The sequence below is a fragment of the Bacillus sp. BD59S genome (assembly GCF_007363175.1).
GTDB lineage: Bacteria > Bacillota > Bacilli > Bacillales > Bacillaceae_G > Bacillus_A > Bacillus_A pacificus.
The window spans coordinates 4046804-4061899 of sequence record NZ_CP034686.1 but is presented as its reverse complement, the minus strand read 5'-3'; the positions used below and the strand labels follow the sequence as shown (position 1 = coordinate 4061899).

At 33.9% G+C, this 15096-nt stretch carries 18 protein-coding genes; 11 read left to right on the top strand and 7 right to left on the bottom strand.

Translation table 11 applies throughout. The features are described from left to right. Positions 1-174: 174 nt before the first annotated feature. Positions 175-1413, top strand: coding sequence for a TolB family protein (locus tag EKQ63_RS23340; protein WP_087954249.1), 1239 nt, complete (start codon positions 175-177; stop codon positions 1411-1413). Positions 1414-1454: 41 nt separating this feature from the next. Here EKQ63_RS23340 and EKQ63_RS23335 read toward each other — a convergent pair whose 3' ends face one another. Together EKQ63_RS23335 and EKQ63_RS23330 are read right to left on the bottom strand one after the other, a co-directional pair. After that, the gene (locus tag EKQ63_RS23335) at positions 1455-1577 is read right to left on the bottom strand and encodes a DUF4023 domain-containing protein (protein ID WP_000071866.1); all 123 of its coding nucleotides are present in this window, start codon (positions 1575-1577) and stop codon (positions 1455-1457) included. Between the two features lie 70 nt (positions 1578-1647). Beyond that, on the bottom strand, positions 1648-1986 hold the full coding sequence (locus tag EKQ63_RS23330) for a hypothetical protein (protein ID WP_000871278.1): 339 nt from the start codon (positions 1984-1986) through the stop codon (positions 1648-1650). A gap of 110 nt (positions 1987-2096) precedes the next feature. On the opposite strand from EKQ63_RS23330, the gene EKQ63_RS23325 reads away from it, so the two are divergent. The 3 genes from EKQ63_RS23325 (at position 2097) to EKQ63_RS23315 (ending at position 4079) form a co-directional block, all read left to right on the top strand. Next, positions 2097-2759 (top strand): histidine phosphatase family protein, encoded by a 663-nt coding sequence (locus tag EKQ63_RS23325; protein WP_140168606.1) that lies wholly within the window; start codon positions 2097-2099, stop codon positions 2757-2759. Between the two features lie 18 nt (positions 2760-2777). Next, entirely contained in the window at positions 2778-3314 is a 537-nt protein-coding gene (locus tag EKQ63_RS23320; RefSeq protein ID WP_143881551.1) for a delta-aminolevulinic acid dehydratase, read from the top strand. A gap of 264 nt (positions 3315-3578) precedes the next feature. Next, positions 3579-4079, top strand: coding sequence for a DoxX family protein (locus tag EKQ63_RS23315; RefSeq protein ID WP_087954252.1), 501 nt, complete (start codon positions 3579-3581; stop codon positions 4077-4079). A 41-nt stretch (positions 4080-4120) separates the two neighbouring features. Here EKQ63_RS23315 and EKQ63_RS23310 read toward each other — a convergent pair whose 3' ends face one another. Continuing rightward, positions 4121-5005, bottom strand: coding sequence for an alpha/beta fold hydrolase (locus EKQ63_RS23310; protein ID WP_087954253.1), 885 nt, complete (start codon positions 5003-5005; stop codon positions 4121-4123). Between the two features lie 15 nt (positions 5006-5020). Next, positions 5021-5854 (bottom strand): GNAT family N-acetyltransferase, encoded by an 834-nt coding sequence (locus EKQ63_RS23305; protein ID WP_087954254.1) that lies wholly within the window; start codon positions 5852-5854, stop codon positions 5021-5023. A 261-nt stretch (positions 5855-6115) separates the two neighbouring features. Here EKQ63_RS23305 and EKQ63_RS23300 point away from each other — a divergent pair, with 261 nt between their 5' ends. Then, a complete protein-coding gene (locus EKQ63_RS23300; protein ID WP_087954255.1) occupies positions 6116-7501 on the top strand; it encodes an alkaline phosphatase in 1386 nt (461 codons plus the stop codon). A 54-nt stretch (positions 7502-7555) separates the two neighbouring features. Further along, entirely contained in the window at positions 7556-8023 is a 468-nt protein-coding gene (locus EKQ63_RS23295; RefSeq protein WP_087954256.1) for a hypothetical protein, read from the top strand. 203 nt (positions 8024-8226) lie between these two features. Here EKQ63_RS23295 and EKQ63_RS23290 read toward each other — a convergent pair whose 3' ends face one another. After that, complete coding sequence (locus tag EKQ63_RS23290) at positions 8227-8877, bottom strand: GTP pyrophosphokinase (protein ID WP_000456215.1); 651 nt, start codon at positions 8875-8877, stop codon at positions 8227-8229. Between the two features lie 351 nt (positions 8878-9228). Here EKQ63_RS23290 and EKQ63_RS23285 point away from each other — a divergent pair, with 351 nt between their 5' ends. From EKQ63_RS23285 to EKQ63_RS23275, 3 genes are all read left to right on the top strand, one after another. Beyond that, entirely contained in the window at positions 9229-9852 is a 624-nt protein-coding gene (locus EKQ63_RS23285; protein ID WP_001008510.1) for a nitroreductase family protein, read from the top strand. Between the two features lie 145 nt (positions 9853-9997). Then, complete coding sequence (gene rpmG, locus EKQ63_RS23280; protein WP_001265617.1) at positions 9998-10147, top strand: 50S ribosomal protein L33; 150 nt, start codon at positions 9998-10000, stop codon at positions 10145-10147. 91 nt (positions 10148-10238) lie between these two features. After that, positions 10239-11732 carry a YcdB/YcdC domain-containing protein gene (locus EKQ63_RS23275; protein WP_143881550.1) on the top strand — a complete coding sequence of 498 codons (1494 nt, stop codon included), beginning with the start codon at positions 10239-10241 and terminating at the stop codon, positions 11730-11732. Between the two features lie 43 nt (positions 11733-11775). Here the strand turns inward: EKQ63_RS23275 and EKQ63_RS23270 are convergent, their stop codons facing one another. After that, positions 11776-12669 (bottom strand): hypothetical protein, encoded by an 894-nt coding sequence (locus EKQ63_RS23270; protein ID WP_140168605.1) that lies wholly within the window; start codon positions 12667-12669, stop codon positions 11776-11778. A gap of 182 nt (positions 12670-12851) precedes the next feature. On the opposite strand from EKQ63_RS23270, the gene sigK reads away from it, so the two are divergent. Together sigK and EKQ63_RS23260 are read left to right on the top strand one after the other, a co-directional pair. Continuing rightward, complete coding sequence (sigK, locus tag EKQ63_RS23265) at positions 12852-13565, top strand: RNA polymerase sporulation sigma factor SigK (protein ID WP_000051382.1); 714 nt, start codon at positions 12852-12854, stop codon at positions 13563-13565. Between the two features lie 290 nt (positions 13566-13855). Further along, positions 13856-14644, top strand: a complete 789-nt coding sequence (locus tag EKQ63_RS23260; RefSeq protein WP_143881549.1) for a phosphatidylserine decarboxylase — start codon at positions 13856-13858, stop codon at positions 14642-14644. A 146-nt stretch (positions 14645-14790) separates the two neighbouring features. Here EKQ63_RS23260 and EKQ63_RS23255 read toward each other — a convergent pair whose 3' ends face one another. Then, entirely contained in the window at positions 14791-14946 is a 156-nt protein-coding gene (locus tag EKQ63_RS23255; protein WP_000850094.1) for a sporulation histidine kinase inhibitor Sda, read from the bottom strand. Positions 14947-15096: the final 150 nt, after the last annotated feature.

Below are 15096 nucleotides of genomic sequence, written 5' to 3'. Positions count from 1 at the left end.
TATCTCGAATTACATAATCGGATGTTAGCTAAACTATATTTTCGACATAATTCATACCAATCCTCTATGAATTTAAAATTTTTTGGGAAATTTTTTCTGATTATGTCGAATGGGTATTTTTTACATATTGTAGGTGGACATTGAGGAATGCTATGAGGGAAATGGAGGGGTGTTATGAAACGGTTCATAGTAAGTGGTAGTGCAGTGTTACTTATGTTTTTATGTTCAATCACTATTGTTAGCGCGGAAAATAATGAAGAGAAAATAGCTTTTATTCGTCATCATGACCTTTGGATAAAGGTTGGTGGGAAAGAAAAACAACTTACAAAAGGAGAGTACATAACAGGGCCGAAGTGGTCACATGATGGAGAGTGGATTGCCTATGCTAAAGGAAAGAAGCAAAATACATTGGAATTGTACCGACTGGAAGATGGAAAGAAAGTTAGACCATTGCAATCTGAAGCATCAAATTATCAATGGTCACCGAAAGAGAATGTAATTGCATTTGTATTTGCGAATACACTAAATACATTTGACGTCCAAAATAAGAATACTGATTTTGAAAATGTCTCAGCTGGTGTAGGTGATTATGCATGGTATCCTGATGGAAAGAAGTTTTTTGTATCCTCTGAAGCACACTTACTTCCAACAGGATGGACAGGGGCTCAGCTATATGAAGTGCAAAAAGATGCCCATATGAACCCTCATAAAATGAAGCATTTGTATGCATTACCAAATGAACATGATGATTTCCTAGCGCTAGTTGCAAGTGGCTTTAAGTGGTCACCAGATCAAAAGTGGATTTCATTTTTAGCAGTACCGACAGCTTCATGGTCAGCTGATAGTAATACGCTTTGCTTAGTTCGCGCAGATGGTAGTCGTTTTGAAAAGGTAGATCAAATGTTATTAAACACACAATGGTTCAAATGGGCGCCAGCCAACAATATATTGGCCTATATTGAAGGAAGCGGGAGAGTTGCGTTAGAGAATAAACATTTAAAAGTAAAAGAATTGCCAGCACTTCAGCAGAACACATTTACACCGAAAGGATATGTCGATTGGGATTTTACATGGAAGAACGATAACGTAATTATCGTTTCACGAGCAAAAGAGGCGGGGATAGAAACTCCACCAGAAAAAAGACCACTACCATCTTTATATGAGATCGATAGTACAAGCGACGAACAACATCGAATCACAAAGCCACCTCATAGGCAAGGAGATTATCATCCGCTCTTCATGAATAAGAGTAATCAATTAATATGGATACGTTCAGACCGTAAGAAAGCGGATGTATGGCTTGCTCATAAAGATGGAAAGCATGAAATGAAGTGGATTGAAAATATAGATGTACCAGAGTGGTATTACGAGAAATGGAATTGGGAACATGTTATCTCGGTGAAAGGAGAATAAAAAACCTGCCTAAAAGATAATTTTAGGCAGATTTTTTATTGTTATTTATGTGTTTTATTTGGCTTCTTTTTCGCTGGGTTTCCGTTCCCTTGACGCTTTCTATTTTGTTCATCTTTTGCTTGTTTTTCATGCAGTGTATCTAAAAATTCATTCGAGTTACTCATTTTTCTATCGCTCCTTTCATTTCGTCCTAATTACTATAACCATTTAGGAGGACAATCATGAGATAAAAAGTTAAGCGCTTAATTTTCTTCGGTAGTATATGTAAAAGATGCCATACGTAATAAATAGCATAAATAAAATTTGTAACTCTATATTTTCTTTTAAGATAGTTGCGATAGAAGATGGTAAGTAAGGTGATGTATTGTTTGTTTCTACACCTAACCATTTGTTTAAGAGGTTAATGGTACAAAACATAAAAACACCGGACCAGCTTGCAATAATTGCTTTCTGTTTAATTTTTGTTTCACGTTCATCATCTGTAATCCAAGGATTAGCAGTTTTATCACTGCTAAAAAATCCGTTTATATATCCCCATATAATCATGCCAATTAAGATGGTTATCCATTTCATATGTATGCTTCTCCTCTCTCTTGTAAAAAGTGTTTTACACATATAATTGTAATGTTTTCCAATTTGTTGTGTCAAATATTTTTTACATATCGGTTTTGTATATAGCAGGAATGAAGGATCAAATAGGGAAGAAATATGTAAGAGGATTTCATATTGAGAGGAGGATGGGCATGAAACTCGTCTTTGTTCGGCACGGTGAAGGAGAACATACAAAAGATTTGCCGGCAAGTTTACAAATGTTGAATCCATCATTAACAGATGAGGGAAGGAATCAGGCTAAATTACTTCAATGCAATGTACCCTTGCAAGAAACGGATATATTAATCGCTAGCCCTACACTCAGAACTTTACAAACGGCGGCGATATGGAGTGAGAGGGGAGCTTGTCAAAAAATCGTCCATCCATATGTATCCCCGCGTATTTTTCCTTATCGAGAAGGAGCAAAAACATTACAATGTGACCACATAGTAGATCAGGGGGTAATAACAAATTTATTTCCACATTTTTCGATAGAGAAAAGTACAAATAAACAGCTATGGATGGAAGGTATAAATACTATTTCAGAGAATCGTTTTCAGCAAATCGTAGATGAATTTCTTCTTTGGTGTTGTGAGCTAGGCGCTGAAAGAATTTGCATTGTATCTCACGACGGAACAATTACAGCATATAGGCAATATTTACAGAATGTCGTTTTAACTAGATCGGATTTTTTGCAAGAAACGGGTATATATGAAATGGATGTATCCCTTGAAAGTGTAATTGATGAAATCTAATTAAAGGATGGAGGGTGTATGTTGAATGTTGCACTAGTAGTTGGCTTTAATTCTGATTTAGAGGCGCAATCAATCCGAGCATCACTTGAATATTTTGGGGCGAAAGTTATAACATACTGGATTGGTAGACCGAAAGAATTCATCGAGATTCTGTCTGGAAAGGGTTTATATGACGATATTAATTATGTTGTCTTTTGCTTTCATGGTGAGGAAGGAAAGTTTGTCATGGAAGAGTTAGGTGAAGGTATATATGAACAAGATGAACCGCAGGGATACTTTGGTTCAGCAGAAATTTATAAATATGCAAAATTGCATAATACACATATTGTAAATAGTGGGTGTACGTTAGGGGAGAAAAAACTAGCAGAATCTTTTTTACGTAGTGGAGTAAAATCGTACATTGGATCAATAGATTATGTAGATGGGAATGCAGCACTTATGTTTACAATACGCTTATTTTACGGGCTTATTAACCATGAAAAAACGTTAGAAGATGCTTTTCAAGAAGCGAGTTTAATTGATGAGGAGACACGTACATTTCGATTCTATAAGTAGTGTGAAACACATTTATTCTATATTCGAATGAATGTGTTTCACATTTAACTCACACTTTTTTTACATTTTTTTCAATGAAAATGATTATCACTTATGGTATGATATGTTCAAGTTTTTACAGGTAATAAAAGTTACTATATAAACGTTAGCTTGTAATATTTTATACGTATGTCACGAATTATTCATAATTAACGTTTGTAAAATAAGTAACTGATGTTATTATATTTACTGTAACTAACTTAATTACAACTTTAGGAGGAAGATATGGTTATTCAATTTTTAAGAGAAAACAAAGCAGTTTCTTTTGTGCTAGCAGTAATCCGAGTATATCTTGGTTACACATGGTTAATGGCTGGAATCGGTAAACTACAAGGAAAAGGATTCGATGCAACGGGTTATTTACAAGGTGCAATTGAAAAATCTAAAGGAGCACAACCAGCTGTTCAATCTTGGTGGGCATCATTTTTACAAGATTTTGCAATTCCAAACGTTGATCTATTTAATACACTTGTAACATGGGGAGAAGTTTTAGTAGGAATTGGTTTAATTGTTGGCTGTTTAACAAAAACGGCGGTCTTTTTCGGCCTTGTAATGAACTTTTCCTATATGTTTAGTGGGTCAATTGGAGTGAATCCTGAAATGGTTATCTTATCGATGTTCGTTCTGGTTTCTGGTATGAATGCTGGTAAATTTGGAATTGACGGCTTCGTTATCCCAAAAGTATTAGGATCAAAAACTCAAAAACGCCAAAAGCAAGCTGCTTAATATATGAGAACGGGTATCTCAAAATGAGATACCCGTTTATGTTATTTTTCAGCTTGTATCGGATTGTTTTTAAAGAATTCTTTTACATAACCTACAAATTCTTGTGGCTCTTGACGAAACGGTGCATGATAACCCTTTTCGATAATATGGAAAGTACTATTTTTTAAGAATTGATGATACGTTTCTCCTTCTTTCCACGAAACGCTACTATCATTTCTTCCCCATATAATTAAGGTCGGTTGTTTTATTTCATTTGCGTTGATTTGAAGACGTCTAGGCCATAATTTCATTTTATTGTAATGCTCTTCATCATTACGTTTAAATTTCACTTTGCTCTCATCATAATCTGCAATGGCAGAAACGGTATTTAAATCCGTCGACAACTGTGGTCTTGGTGATCCTTGTTTATTAACGAGTGTATGAGGACCGCCCGTAGCATCAGTTAAAATAAGGTGGGTAACGGATTCTGGATATAAATATGTTAAATTAAGAGAAATTTCTCCGCCCATTGAGTGGCCCAATATTGCAAACGAATCGTAACCTAGTTTTTTCATTAATTTATAGTACAAATTTGCATGAGTTGGGAAAGAATAATAAAAATCCATCGGCTTAGATGAGCGCCCGAATCCTAAAGCATCTACAGAAATAATTGTATGATCTTTTGCTAAGTCTGAGTAAATCTTTTGAAAACCATCTGATGATCCTCCAAATCCATGGATCATAAGTAAAGGTGGTTTTTCATTACCAATCTTTTTGAAGTAAATGGTTTGACCATCTATTTCTACCATTTTTTCCTCGGTAGCTAGTTTTGCTGTAAGTGTATTTTTAACTTGTTTTACTTGTTCTACTGGCTTTTCTGCTGCACTACATCCTACTAATAGTGTAAGAGTAAGACAACCTACCATAAAATAGCTAAATCGCTTCAATGAGGTGTCCCCTTTCTAACATAACGCTGTATCTATCATAGCAAATAGCATATTACGATTTCCAGGAAGTTCGCTACCATTTTTTATCATAAGAGGTGAAAGGAGCGTTTCTTGGAAATTTTCTATTTGAAGAAATTTGCGAAATGAAAATTGTGAATGTGGGACATCAATTCTTACTGTGCCATTCCAACATTCACATATGTTTTGTAGTAATTGAATAGCATCTTCTTCTCTTTTGGCGATAAGTGGATTGATACATAATATACTATCTTTTTGTATGCATAAGGAAAAAGCTTCTATACAGTTATGTCTCTCAATTTTAAAAGAGTGGCTCGTTCTTGGTAATAGTAATGAATAAAGTAAAGAACGATCGGCGCCAGTTGTAATTTGATCGAGGGAAATAAGCGATATAAGATCTTTTTCTTTTATTTGTTTTGTATGAGTGATATGTGTCTTAGTAGTTTGTTTTTCAAAACGATGAATCGTCGTTATTGTTTGAAATCCGCATGATGTATAAAGAGGCTCGCCAGCTTTTGTTGCAATAAGTGCAATAGGTTGTTTTGTATGAGTGTGTTCTAAACAGTGATTAAGCAAAATACGCCCGATGCCTCGGCCTTGAAAATTAGGATGGACGATTAACATACCAATAGTAGAAAACCTATCTTTAAAAGGAAATACGCCTCCAGCTGCAATCAGTTTATTTTCATGCATATAACCGACAAGTGTACCGAGAGAAAGGTACATTTCGAATTGTTTTTTCATAAATGCTTTATTTTGTAACCACCCAATAGATTTGCACAGGTCGAGTAAATCAAAAATAAAAGTTTCATCTAGCCTTATTATTTTCATACATGTTCACCACATTTCTATTAATTTTCATACAAATAGATTGAAAATGTTAAATAAGAGATTTACGTTAAAGGAAATCCAACTTGTTTATATTTTGATTGTAAAGGGGAAGATGATTGATATGAACAGACAAAGTTATACAAATTATAACTGATATTTACATAAGTTAACAAAAAATTTACATATAACTAATTTTCTCTTAACAGTCTTCTATTAAATTTGATAGTGGGAAATGAATAACCTAATTAGGGGGACAAGACAGTGAAAAAGTTTGTGAAAAAAGCATGGCCATTTGCAGTTGTGGCGTCGTTAGCAGTTACTTCGGTGGCAACATGGAATTTTACACGTTCTAGTGAAGTGAGTGCAGATGAGAGCGGAAGCAATGCAAAGATTAAAAATGTCATTGTATTAATTGGGGATGGTATGGGCCCTTCATATATGACGGCTCATCGTTATATGAAAGATAATCCAAAAACTTTTGAGATGGAATCTACAGAGTTTGATAAACATCTTGTAGGAACACAAAAAACATACCCGGAAGATGAACATGAAAATATCACTGACTCTGCATCTGCAGCAACAGCTATGTCAGCAGGAATTAAAACATATAATGCGGCAATTGCAGTTGATAACGATAAAGCAGAAGTGAAAACTGTTCTTGAACAAGCGAAAGAGCAAGGGAAATCAACGGGACTCGTTGCTACTTCTGAAATTACACATGCAACACCAGCTGCTTTCGGTGCGCATGACATTAGTCGTAAAAATATGGACGCAATTGCAAATGATTATTTTGATGAGAAAATTAAAGGGAAGCATAAAGTAGACGTTATGCTTGGCGGTGGTGTAAATAACTTTGTTAGAAAAGATCGTAATCTTACAGAAGAGTTTAAGAAATCTGGTTATAGCTATGTAACAGATCGTAATCAATTGTTAAATGATAAAAATGATCAAATTCTAGGTTTATTTGCGCCAGGCGGTTTAGATAAAATGATTGACCGTACTGATAAAACACCTTCATTAGAAGAAATGACAAATGCAGCAATTGAGCGTTTGAACAAAAATAAAAAGGGTTTCTTCTTAATGGTTGAAGGAAGTCAAATTGACTGGGCTGGACACGATAATGATATCGTTGGCGCAATGAGTGAAATGGAAGACTTTGAAAAAGCATTTAAAGCAGCGATTGAGTTTGCCAAAAAAGATAAAAATACGTTAGTTGTTGCAACGGCAGACCATGCTACTGGCGGATTATCTTTAGGTGCAAATGGCGAGTATAACTTTAAAGTAGAGCCAATTAAAGCTGCGAAACGCACACCAGACTTCATGGCAAATGAGATTGCAAAAGGTGCAAATGTAGAAGAAACATTGAAAAAATATATTGATTTACAATTAACACCAGAAGAAATTAAAGCGGTAAATGATATTGCTCCTTCAAAAGATGTAACAAAGATTGATAATGCAATTGAAGATATTTTCAATAAGCGTTCGGTTACAGGATGGACAACAGGCGGACATACAGGAGAAGATGTAAACGTATATGCATTTGGCCCTGGTAAATACTTGTTCTCTGGCGTTCAAGAGAATACAAATATCGCTAAACGTGTCTTTGATATTGTTGGCGGTGGCGATCCGAATAAAGGAAGACGCTAATTATAAATGAAAGTGAGGCGAAATGCCTCACTTTTCTTTTTAGGAGATGGGAAGATGAGAGCTTTTTTCAGAGGGATAGGATCTCTTCTAATAGGTGTATTATTGCTAGTTGGATGTCAGTTCAAAGAGAATCAGATGGAACAAAAATCTACTACTACAAAAGCTGAGGAAAAGGTACAAATAACGAAAGAAGAAGAGAAATCGATTCAAGATGTTATGGAGAAATTTGTACGGACGACAAATGAAAAAAATCTTGCTGAACATATGGAGTTGTTTTCAAAGAAGATGCCTAGTGCTGAAGACTTAAAAACGCAAAAAGAAGCAGCTTTTCAAAAAGGAAATAAGAAAATTGAATTGGAACATATAGAAATAAAAGCTAGTAAAGCAGGGTATGTTGTTGTTGAAACAAAAGAAAAGGAAACAGATGGAGAGGTCACTCTTCAGAAGAAAGTACAGTATGCACTTGGAAAAGAAGAGGATGGCTGGAAAATTGAAGAGGTTCGCACGATAGAGAAGAAATAAAGTGAAACTTTCCGTAAATAGCACAAAAAGGTTCTCATTGGCGAGAACCTTTTTTATCCCGCGTTAACGGACAGTAAAACTCACACCTCAAAATTCAGTTGGAGCAAAGAAGTTAGGTGGGGGTCGGGCTGTCCGTTAACGTCCGATTGGTGTGGGCTAATAATCAGTGGGGGATGAACACCCCCACTGATTAAAGTTTCACTTTATAGTGGTAACATAATTTGATTTGAGCATGCTTCGATATCATCAATATCTTGGCGAATGGTTGCCATTTTATTATCAAGATCTTCAGCTTTCATTGCGGCATCATGTAGTTCATCTTTTAAATACTCAGGTATTTTCCCTTCATATTTATAATAAAGTTTATGTTCTAAACTTGCCCAAAAGTCCATTGCCAGCGTACGTAACTGAATTTCTGCAAACACTTCTTTTGTACCAGAATTCAGTGATAAAGGATATTTAATAATCATGTGTAAACTTTTATAGCCGTTTCCCTTTGGATTAGCGATATAATCTTTTACCTCTATGATTTCCATATCTTCACGCTTTTGAATGACTTCTTTCAAATGATAGATATCTTCTACGAAGCAACATGTAATACGAATGCCGATGATGTCTTGTAAATGCGTTTGCGCATTTTCAACTGTCGGTAATAAATTTTTACGTTCAAGTTTTTTAATAATACTTTCAGGTTGTTTTAATCTTGTTTTTATATGTTCAAACGGGTTGTAATCCTCTAAAAATTGGGCTTCCCGGTTCATAATTTCAAATTTAGTTTTTAACTCTTCTAAAGCAAATGTATATGGTAGTACAAAAGCTTTCCAGTAGTTAACTGTTGATTGATTATATTCCATTTATATACACACCTTTTCCTATTTACAAGTGAGGTTGTTATTATACTAAACACCAAATCATGTAGGCGCAAGCAGCAAATGATGAGATCATAAAACGATATTTAGTTTTCATACTTTCAACTCCTTTCAAGTGAAATTCTATATAAATAAACGTAATTGTTAATAAGTTCACTATGTACAATTCCTATAGTAATAGATTCGTGTGAATTTCGTATGAACTAATTGTTTCAGCTTTTTGTCTTTTTTTTGTAAATCATCATTATTATCCATAATTTAAAGTGTTTTCATTTGATTTATTCAATTGTATAAATTAATGTATATTTGAATTTATGGTTATTAGGGGGCTATACGGTGAATTTTGAAGAATTAGCAATTGCTAGACGTTCTGCAATGAAATTTGTACAAGGAATAGAAATCCCAGATGAGGATTTTAAAAAAATATTTGAGCTAACAAAGCTTTCTCCATCTTGTTACAATTTGCAACATACACATTATGTTGTAATTCGTGATCAAGAGCGCAAAGAAAGATTAAAAGAGTTAGCTTTTAGGCAATATAAAGTATCGAGTGCATCTGCGGTAATACTTGTTTGTGGTGACAAGAGAGCATACCAAAATGTCGAAAATATTTATTTCGGTATGAAGGTTTTAAAGATGATTGATGAATGTGAGTATGAAGATACAATTAGGCAAACGAAAGGGTTATATGAAGGAAAAGGAGAACGCTTCATGGAAGAAGAAGCGATTAGAAATGCTTCGTTAAGTGCGATGACTTTTATGTACGCAGCTAAATATTATGGATATGATACGTGTCCAATGATCGGTTTTGATGAAAAAGCAGTACAAAGTGAATTGAATATGCCAGAGCATGTAGTACCTGTTTTAATGATTACGATAGGAAAAAGTGATACTACTAAAACTCGACCACGAGGATATCGAAAACCGATTAGTGAGTTTGTTACATATGAGACATTTTAATAAAAAGTATAAAGTACTAAAAATAAAAAGGTTCTATTTAGAACCTTTTTATTTTGCAATTGACAAATAAAATGAAGTTATATAATATTTAAATCGTAATCATTACGTTTTAGTTTGCGATCTTTAAAAGAAAGGAGAATTGCATATGCGTGTAAATATTACATTAGCTTGTACGGAGTGCGGTGATCGTAATTATATTTCTAAAAAAAATAAACGAAACAATCCAGAGCGCATCGAACTAAAAAAATATTGTCCACGATTAAAGCGAGTAACGTTACATCGTGAAACGAAGTAGAAGAATAGAGATATCTCTATTCTTTTTTGTTTATATTTATTTGGTTTTGTTTGTTATAATTACCTTAAATTGTAATAAAGGGAGCGGTATGATGAATCAAAAAGATAAAGAAAGAAAAGAGCAAGTGGCTCATATTATTGACATTCCAGATGATTATAGGCTTGTTGTAGATGATCAAGAAGGTGTGGATGACCCATATCACCTATTATGGTGGGAACATAAAGGGGATGGGGAGAGAACAATACAGATTACGTTGAATAGACATACTGATAATTTAATTGACTTTAGGATAGAGGATGAAAAAGCTGTTTCGAGCAGTAAGGAAGCGATAAACGAGAATAAAGCAAGAGAGATTGCAAATACATTCTTAAAAAAATATACAAAAGAAGAATCTGAATTTTATACATATGTAACTGTTAAGGATGATGGGCGCGGTTGGAAAGAAGTAAATTATATGCAGGAAGTGAATAGCTGTCCATTGCCGAATACGGGGTGTGTTATGCTAGTGCATCCTTTAGGTGATGTGATGCATTTTCATTATAATGGACAAAAAGCTATAGAGAAAAAACCGTTATGGCCAAGTGACATTGTTGAGGAGAACGTCGTCTTAGAAAGTTTGAAAGCTAGACAAGATATGAGACTAGTATTTGTAGATTTAACACACTCTTCATGTGAGTATGAAAATGGAGAAGAAGTAAAAGGGTACCGTCTTGTATATGAACCAGATCCAAGTCATGCGTTTATTGATGCAAGTACAGGTAAAGACTTGTTTGGACCAGATCATTATAAATTGCCTCCAACTGTAGCTGTTGAAATAACGAAAAAAGATAGCCGGCAAGATGTTATATTCGATTTGCTTGACTGGCATAAAGAAAGTTTTACAAAAGTAGCTGAGACGGAAGATGCTGATGAAATAAGGATGAAATTTGTTCCGAAAGAGGAATTACAAAAACAAAAAGAAGAAAAAAATCCATATTTAATGAATGAATTTTTTAAGAAGCATTTATCGATGTTAAAATATAATAATTTTGTTTGCATTATGATTGATAAATCTACCAATGAATTAACTGGTTTTATAAAACTGACAGACGATAAAGAAGTAAAGCAAATACTGTCTAGAGAGGAATGTTTACAAAAAGCACTTCGATTTTTGGAACAAGTTATTCCAGATATCACACAATATTTACGTCTTTGGGAAGAACGTGAAGAAGTGGAAGATGGAATTGAGAGATTTTCCTTTTCAATATATGTAAATGACATTCAAGTAGAGGGAAAATATATTATGATTAACATTAATACAGAAAATGGTGCAGTGATGCACTACTCTGGAGAGCCTAGCAATCGTATAAAAGAATTACTCACATACGAAACAACACCAAAAGTAACAAAAGAAAAAGCATTAGAAATATACAGAGGGGGTATTCGAGTTAAATTAGAATGGTCTATAGATCATGATGTAGAGGAAACGGTATATCAATTGCTGTATAAACAAACAACGGATGAAAATCATAAAGAATCCTTCGGTTGTAGTCGGGAAATTCGTTATATTGATGCGCATACGGGGGAGAAAATTTTGAGCAAGTAAAATAAAAAGAGTTATTTTTCAAAGAAAATAACTCTTTTTATTTTTATAATTTGCCTGTTCGTTTTTCAAAAGTAAATGTGATAGGGAGACTGGAAGAAGAACTATCACTTTTAAATGTTACTTTCCATTCTTTAGAATGGGCTTTAATTTCGAAATCAAGAAGATTCATTGCTCTACGTTTATCTATTTCTAAAAACATATTATGAATTTCTGGTTCCTGCTGTAAATTAAGAGCCTTTAGTGTGACTGTTAATGTGAAAAAATCTCGCCCTTCATATACTATTTTTGATATTTTTGTTTTTTGTGTATTTAACAGTATATAAAAACGGTCTGATGGAGTTAATTGTACAGAGTCATCAGTAATTTCATCCTCCATATTATTAAGTTCAACTAAGAAAGATGTACTATGGGAAGAATCTTTTTTGCTTGTAATCTGTAATTCAGTGGGAATCATCGGTATTTCATAAAAATCATTCCTTATTATGTTGTTGTAATCCTCTGAAAATTTATGGACTTCTTTTGGGAAAGAGTCTTCTTCTTGTGTACTTAAAAAAGTTTTATGTTGCTTTGGAATTTTTTTGCTAAAATTCATTATTTCTTTAAAGTAATAATTGGATACAGTTAAAAATAAAAAACTACAGATTAATAAAAAAATTCGATAGGAATTTGGAAAGTGAAAGAACAGTAGTATACATGTAATAAATCCAATTACATAGAAAATAAAGATAAGTAGTTCTAGTTTTGAGTGAAAGGAGAAACCATAGTTATGAAAAAAAATCATTCCAATTATAATTTGAGCTCCTAAAAATAAAGAAATTCCAAATTGAAAAAATAATAAATCAGGTCCTCTCTTAATAACAAAAGTAATGAACGAAATGAAAAGTAAAAATACCCCTAAATAAATTGTTACATTTAATAATCGGTCTAATGTAAGCATGAATAGTGTCCCCTTTAATAGCATATTCATATATAAACAACAATTTTATATAATTATAATATAACAATAAAATATTTTAAATGTTGGAAGTGTTGAGTTTTATAAATAAACTGTACAGACACAAACAACCTTACGCCCACATACACTTAGTAAAGACCACTATTTTGGCGGAGGTGAAAGGTTTGAGTCTATTCGCCGCAATTGGATATATGGTTCGAGAAGTGTTTGTTTTTGTTTCTTATGTGAAGAACAATGCGTTTCCGCAGCCGTTATCATCAGACGATGAGAGAAAGTACTTAGAGTTAATGGAGCAAGGTGATGCTCAAGCGAGGAATCTGTTAATTGAACATAATTTACGGCTTGTAGCTCATATCGTTAAAAAATTTGAAAACACAGGGGAAGATGCAGAAGATTTAATTTCAATTGGTACAATCGGGCTCATTAAAGCAATCGAGAGTTATTCGGCAGGAAAAGGAACAAAACTTGCGACGTATGCAGCACGCTGTATTGAAAATGAAATTTTGATGCATTTACGTGTATTAAAGAAAACAAAAAAGGACGTTTCACTTCATGATCCGATCGGGCAAGATAAAGAGGGGAATGAAATATCGCTTATTGATATATTAAAATCAGAGTCTGAAGATGTAATTGATATGATCCAGCTTAGTATGGAGTTAGAAAAAATTAAAGAGTATATCGATATTTTAGACGAACGAGAGAAAGAAGTAATCGTGAAGCGTTTTGGACTAGGGCTTGATAAGGAGAAAACGCAACGAGAGATTGCAAAAGCGCTTGGCATTTCCAGAAGCTACGTATCAAGAATTGAAAAGCGGGCTTTAATGAAAATGTTCCATGAATTTGTAAGAGCAGAGAAAGAGAAAAAAGCAAAAGAATAATGTACATTGCAAGCAGCCATGTTTTAAAATGGGCTGCTTTTCTTTTTGTAAATAAGGAAAGAAAAAGAGTTGTGTTCAGAAGAAATCCATGTTCACTGTTGAAAATGACGGATTCTATCTGTAATATTAGAAGGTGCTAAACAATTTAAGAATAATACCATACTTAGTTTTCCGCATGTATACTGAAACAGTTCTATATGTTATGTGGGAATAAGAACCAATTTTACATATGATATAGAAGGTAAAGAAGGGGAAGCTAAAGTTATAGACTGATTAGGAGGTTCCGCAATTTGCGACGTACATTATATCGACTTATGATAGAACTTACAAATGGTCGTTTTACTTCTTATATATTACGTAAATTTGCACAATCTCGTTTAAGCTCTATCATTATTCCATCGTATGCGAAAGTGTTTCAAATTAATCAAGATGAGATGGAAAAGGGTTTGAAGGAATATAGAACGTTGCATGAATTATTTACGCGTAAGCTAAAAGAAGGAAAGCGTAGTATTGATACAGATGCATCAAGTATCGTTAGTCCTGTTGATGGTGTTTTTGCTGATCACGGTCCTATTGAGGACACAAAAACATTTGATATTAAAGGCAAGCGTTATTCGATTGTGGATATGCTAGGTAATGAAGAACGTGCACAGCGATATGCAGGTGGTACATACATGGTTATTTATTTAAGCCCAAGTCATTATCATCGTATTCATAGTCCGCTTTCTGGTTCTGTGACCGAAAGATTTGTACTCGGTAGAAAATCATATCCGGTAAATGCAGCTGGTATGGAATACGGGAAAGAACCATTGTCAAAAAATTATCGTTCTGTTACAGAAGTGAATAGTAACGGTGAACATATGGCGCTTGTAAAAGTAGGAGCTATGTTTGTAAATAGTATTGAGCTGCTGCATGAAAGAAACATTGTTCAAAAAGGTGAAGAAATGGCATACTTTACATTCGGTTCAACAGTTGTGTTATTGTTTGAAAAAGATATGATAGAAGTAGTGCAAGAATTGAAGAGTGGACAAGAGCTTCGCCTTGGTGAAAAGATTGCTACTCGATTGGCTCATAAGTAAAAAAGATTTCATAACTGTAAGCAAGATTTATGGACAAAGATGCGTAATGATGAAATTCCCTAGATGGGAGTACTTGTTTATTCGAGAGCCATCGCAGGATGGCTCTTTTTACAAGTTAGTTACTTGAAATTTCACTTTATATGTAATCAAGACGATTTGACAAGCTTGTCCTCTAATGAGCGTCTAATAATTTCTTGTTTTATAAGTAAAATGAAGTCGGGATTTAATTTTAGTTCTTTTGCTTTATAATAAGACTCAGTGAGTAACTCAGTAGATAACTGTTCCATATGTTTTGTTTTCAAGGTGAGTCACCTCCTAATAATATAAGGATTGATTCGTTGTTGCATTTAATGTACCAAAAAAATATGACAGTCACAAACGAGTGGTTATCCACAAACCTAGGTGGATAAAATGTGTATAGATTGTTAGTAAATTCCAAATTGACCGAAAAA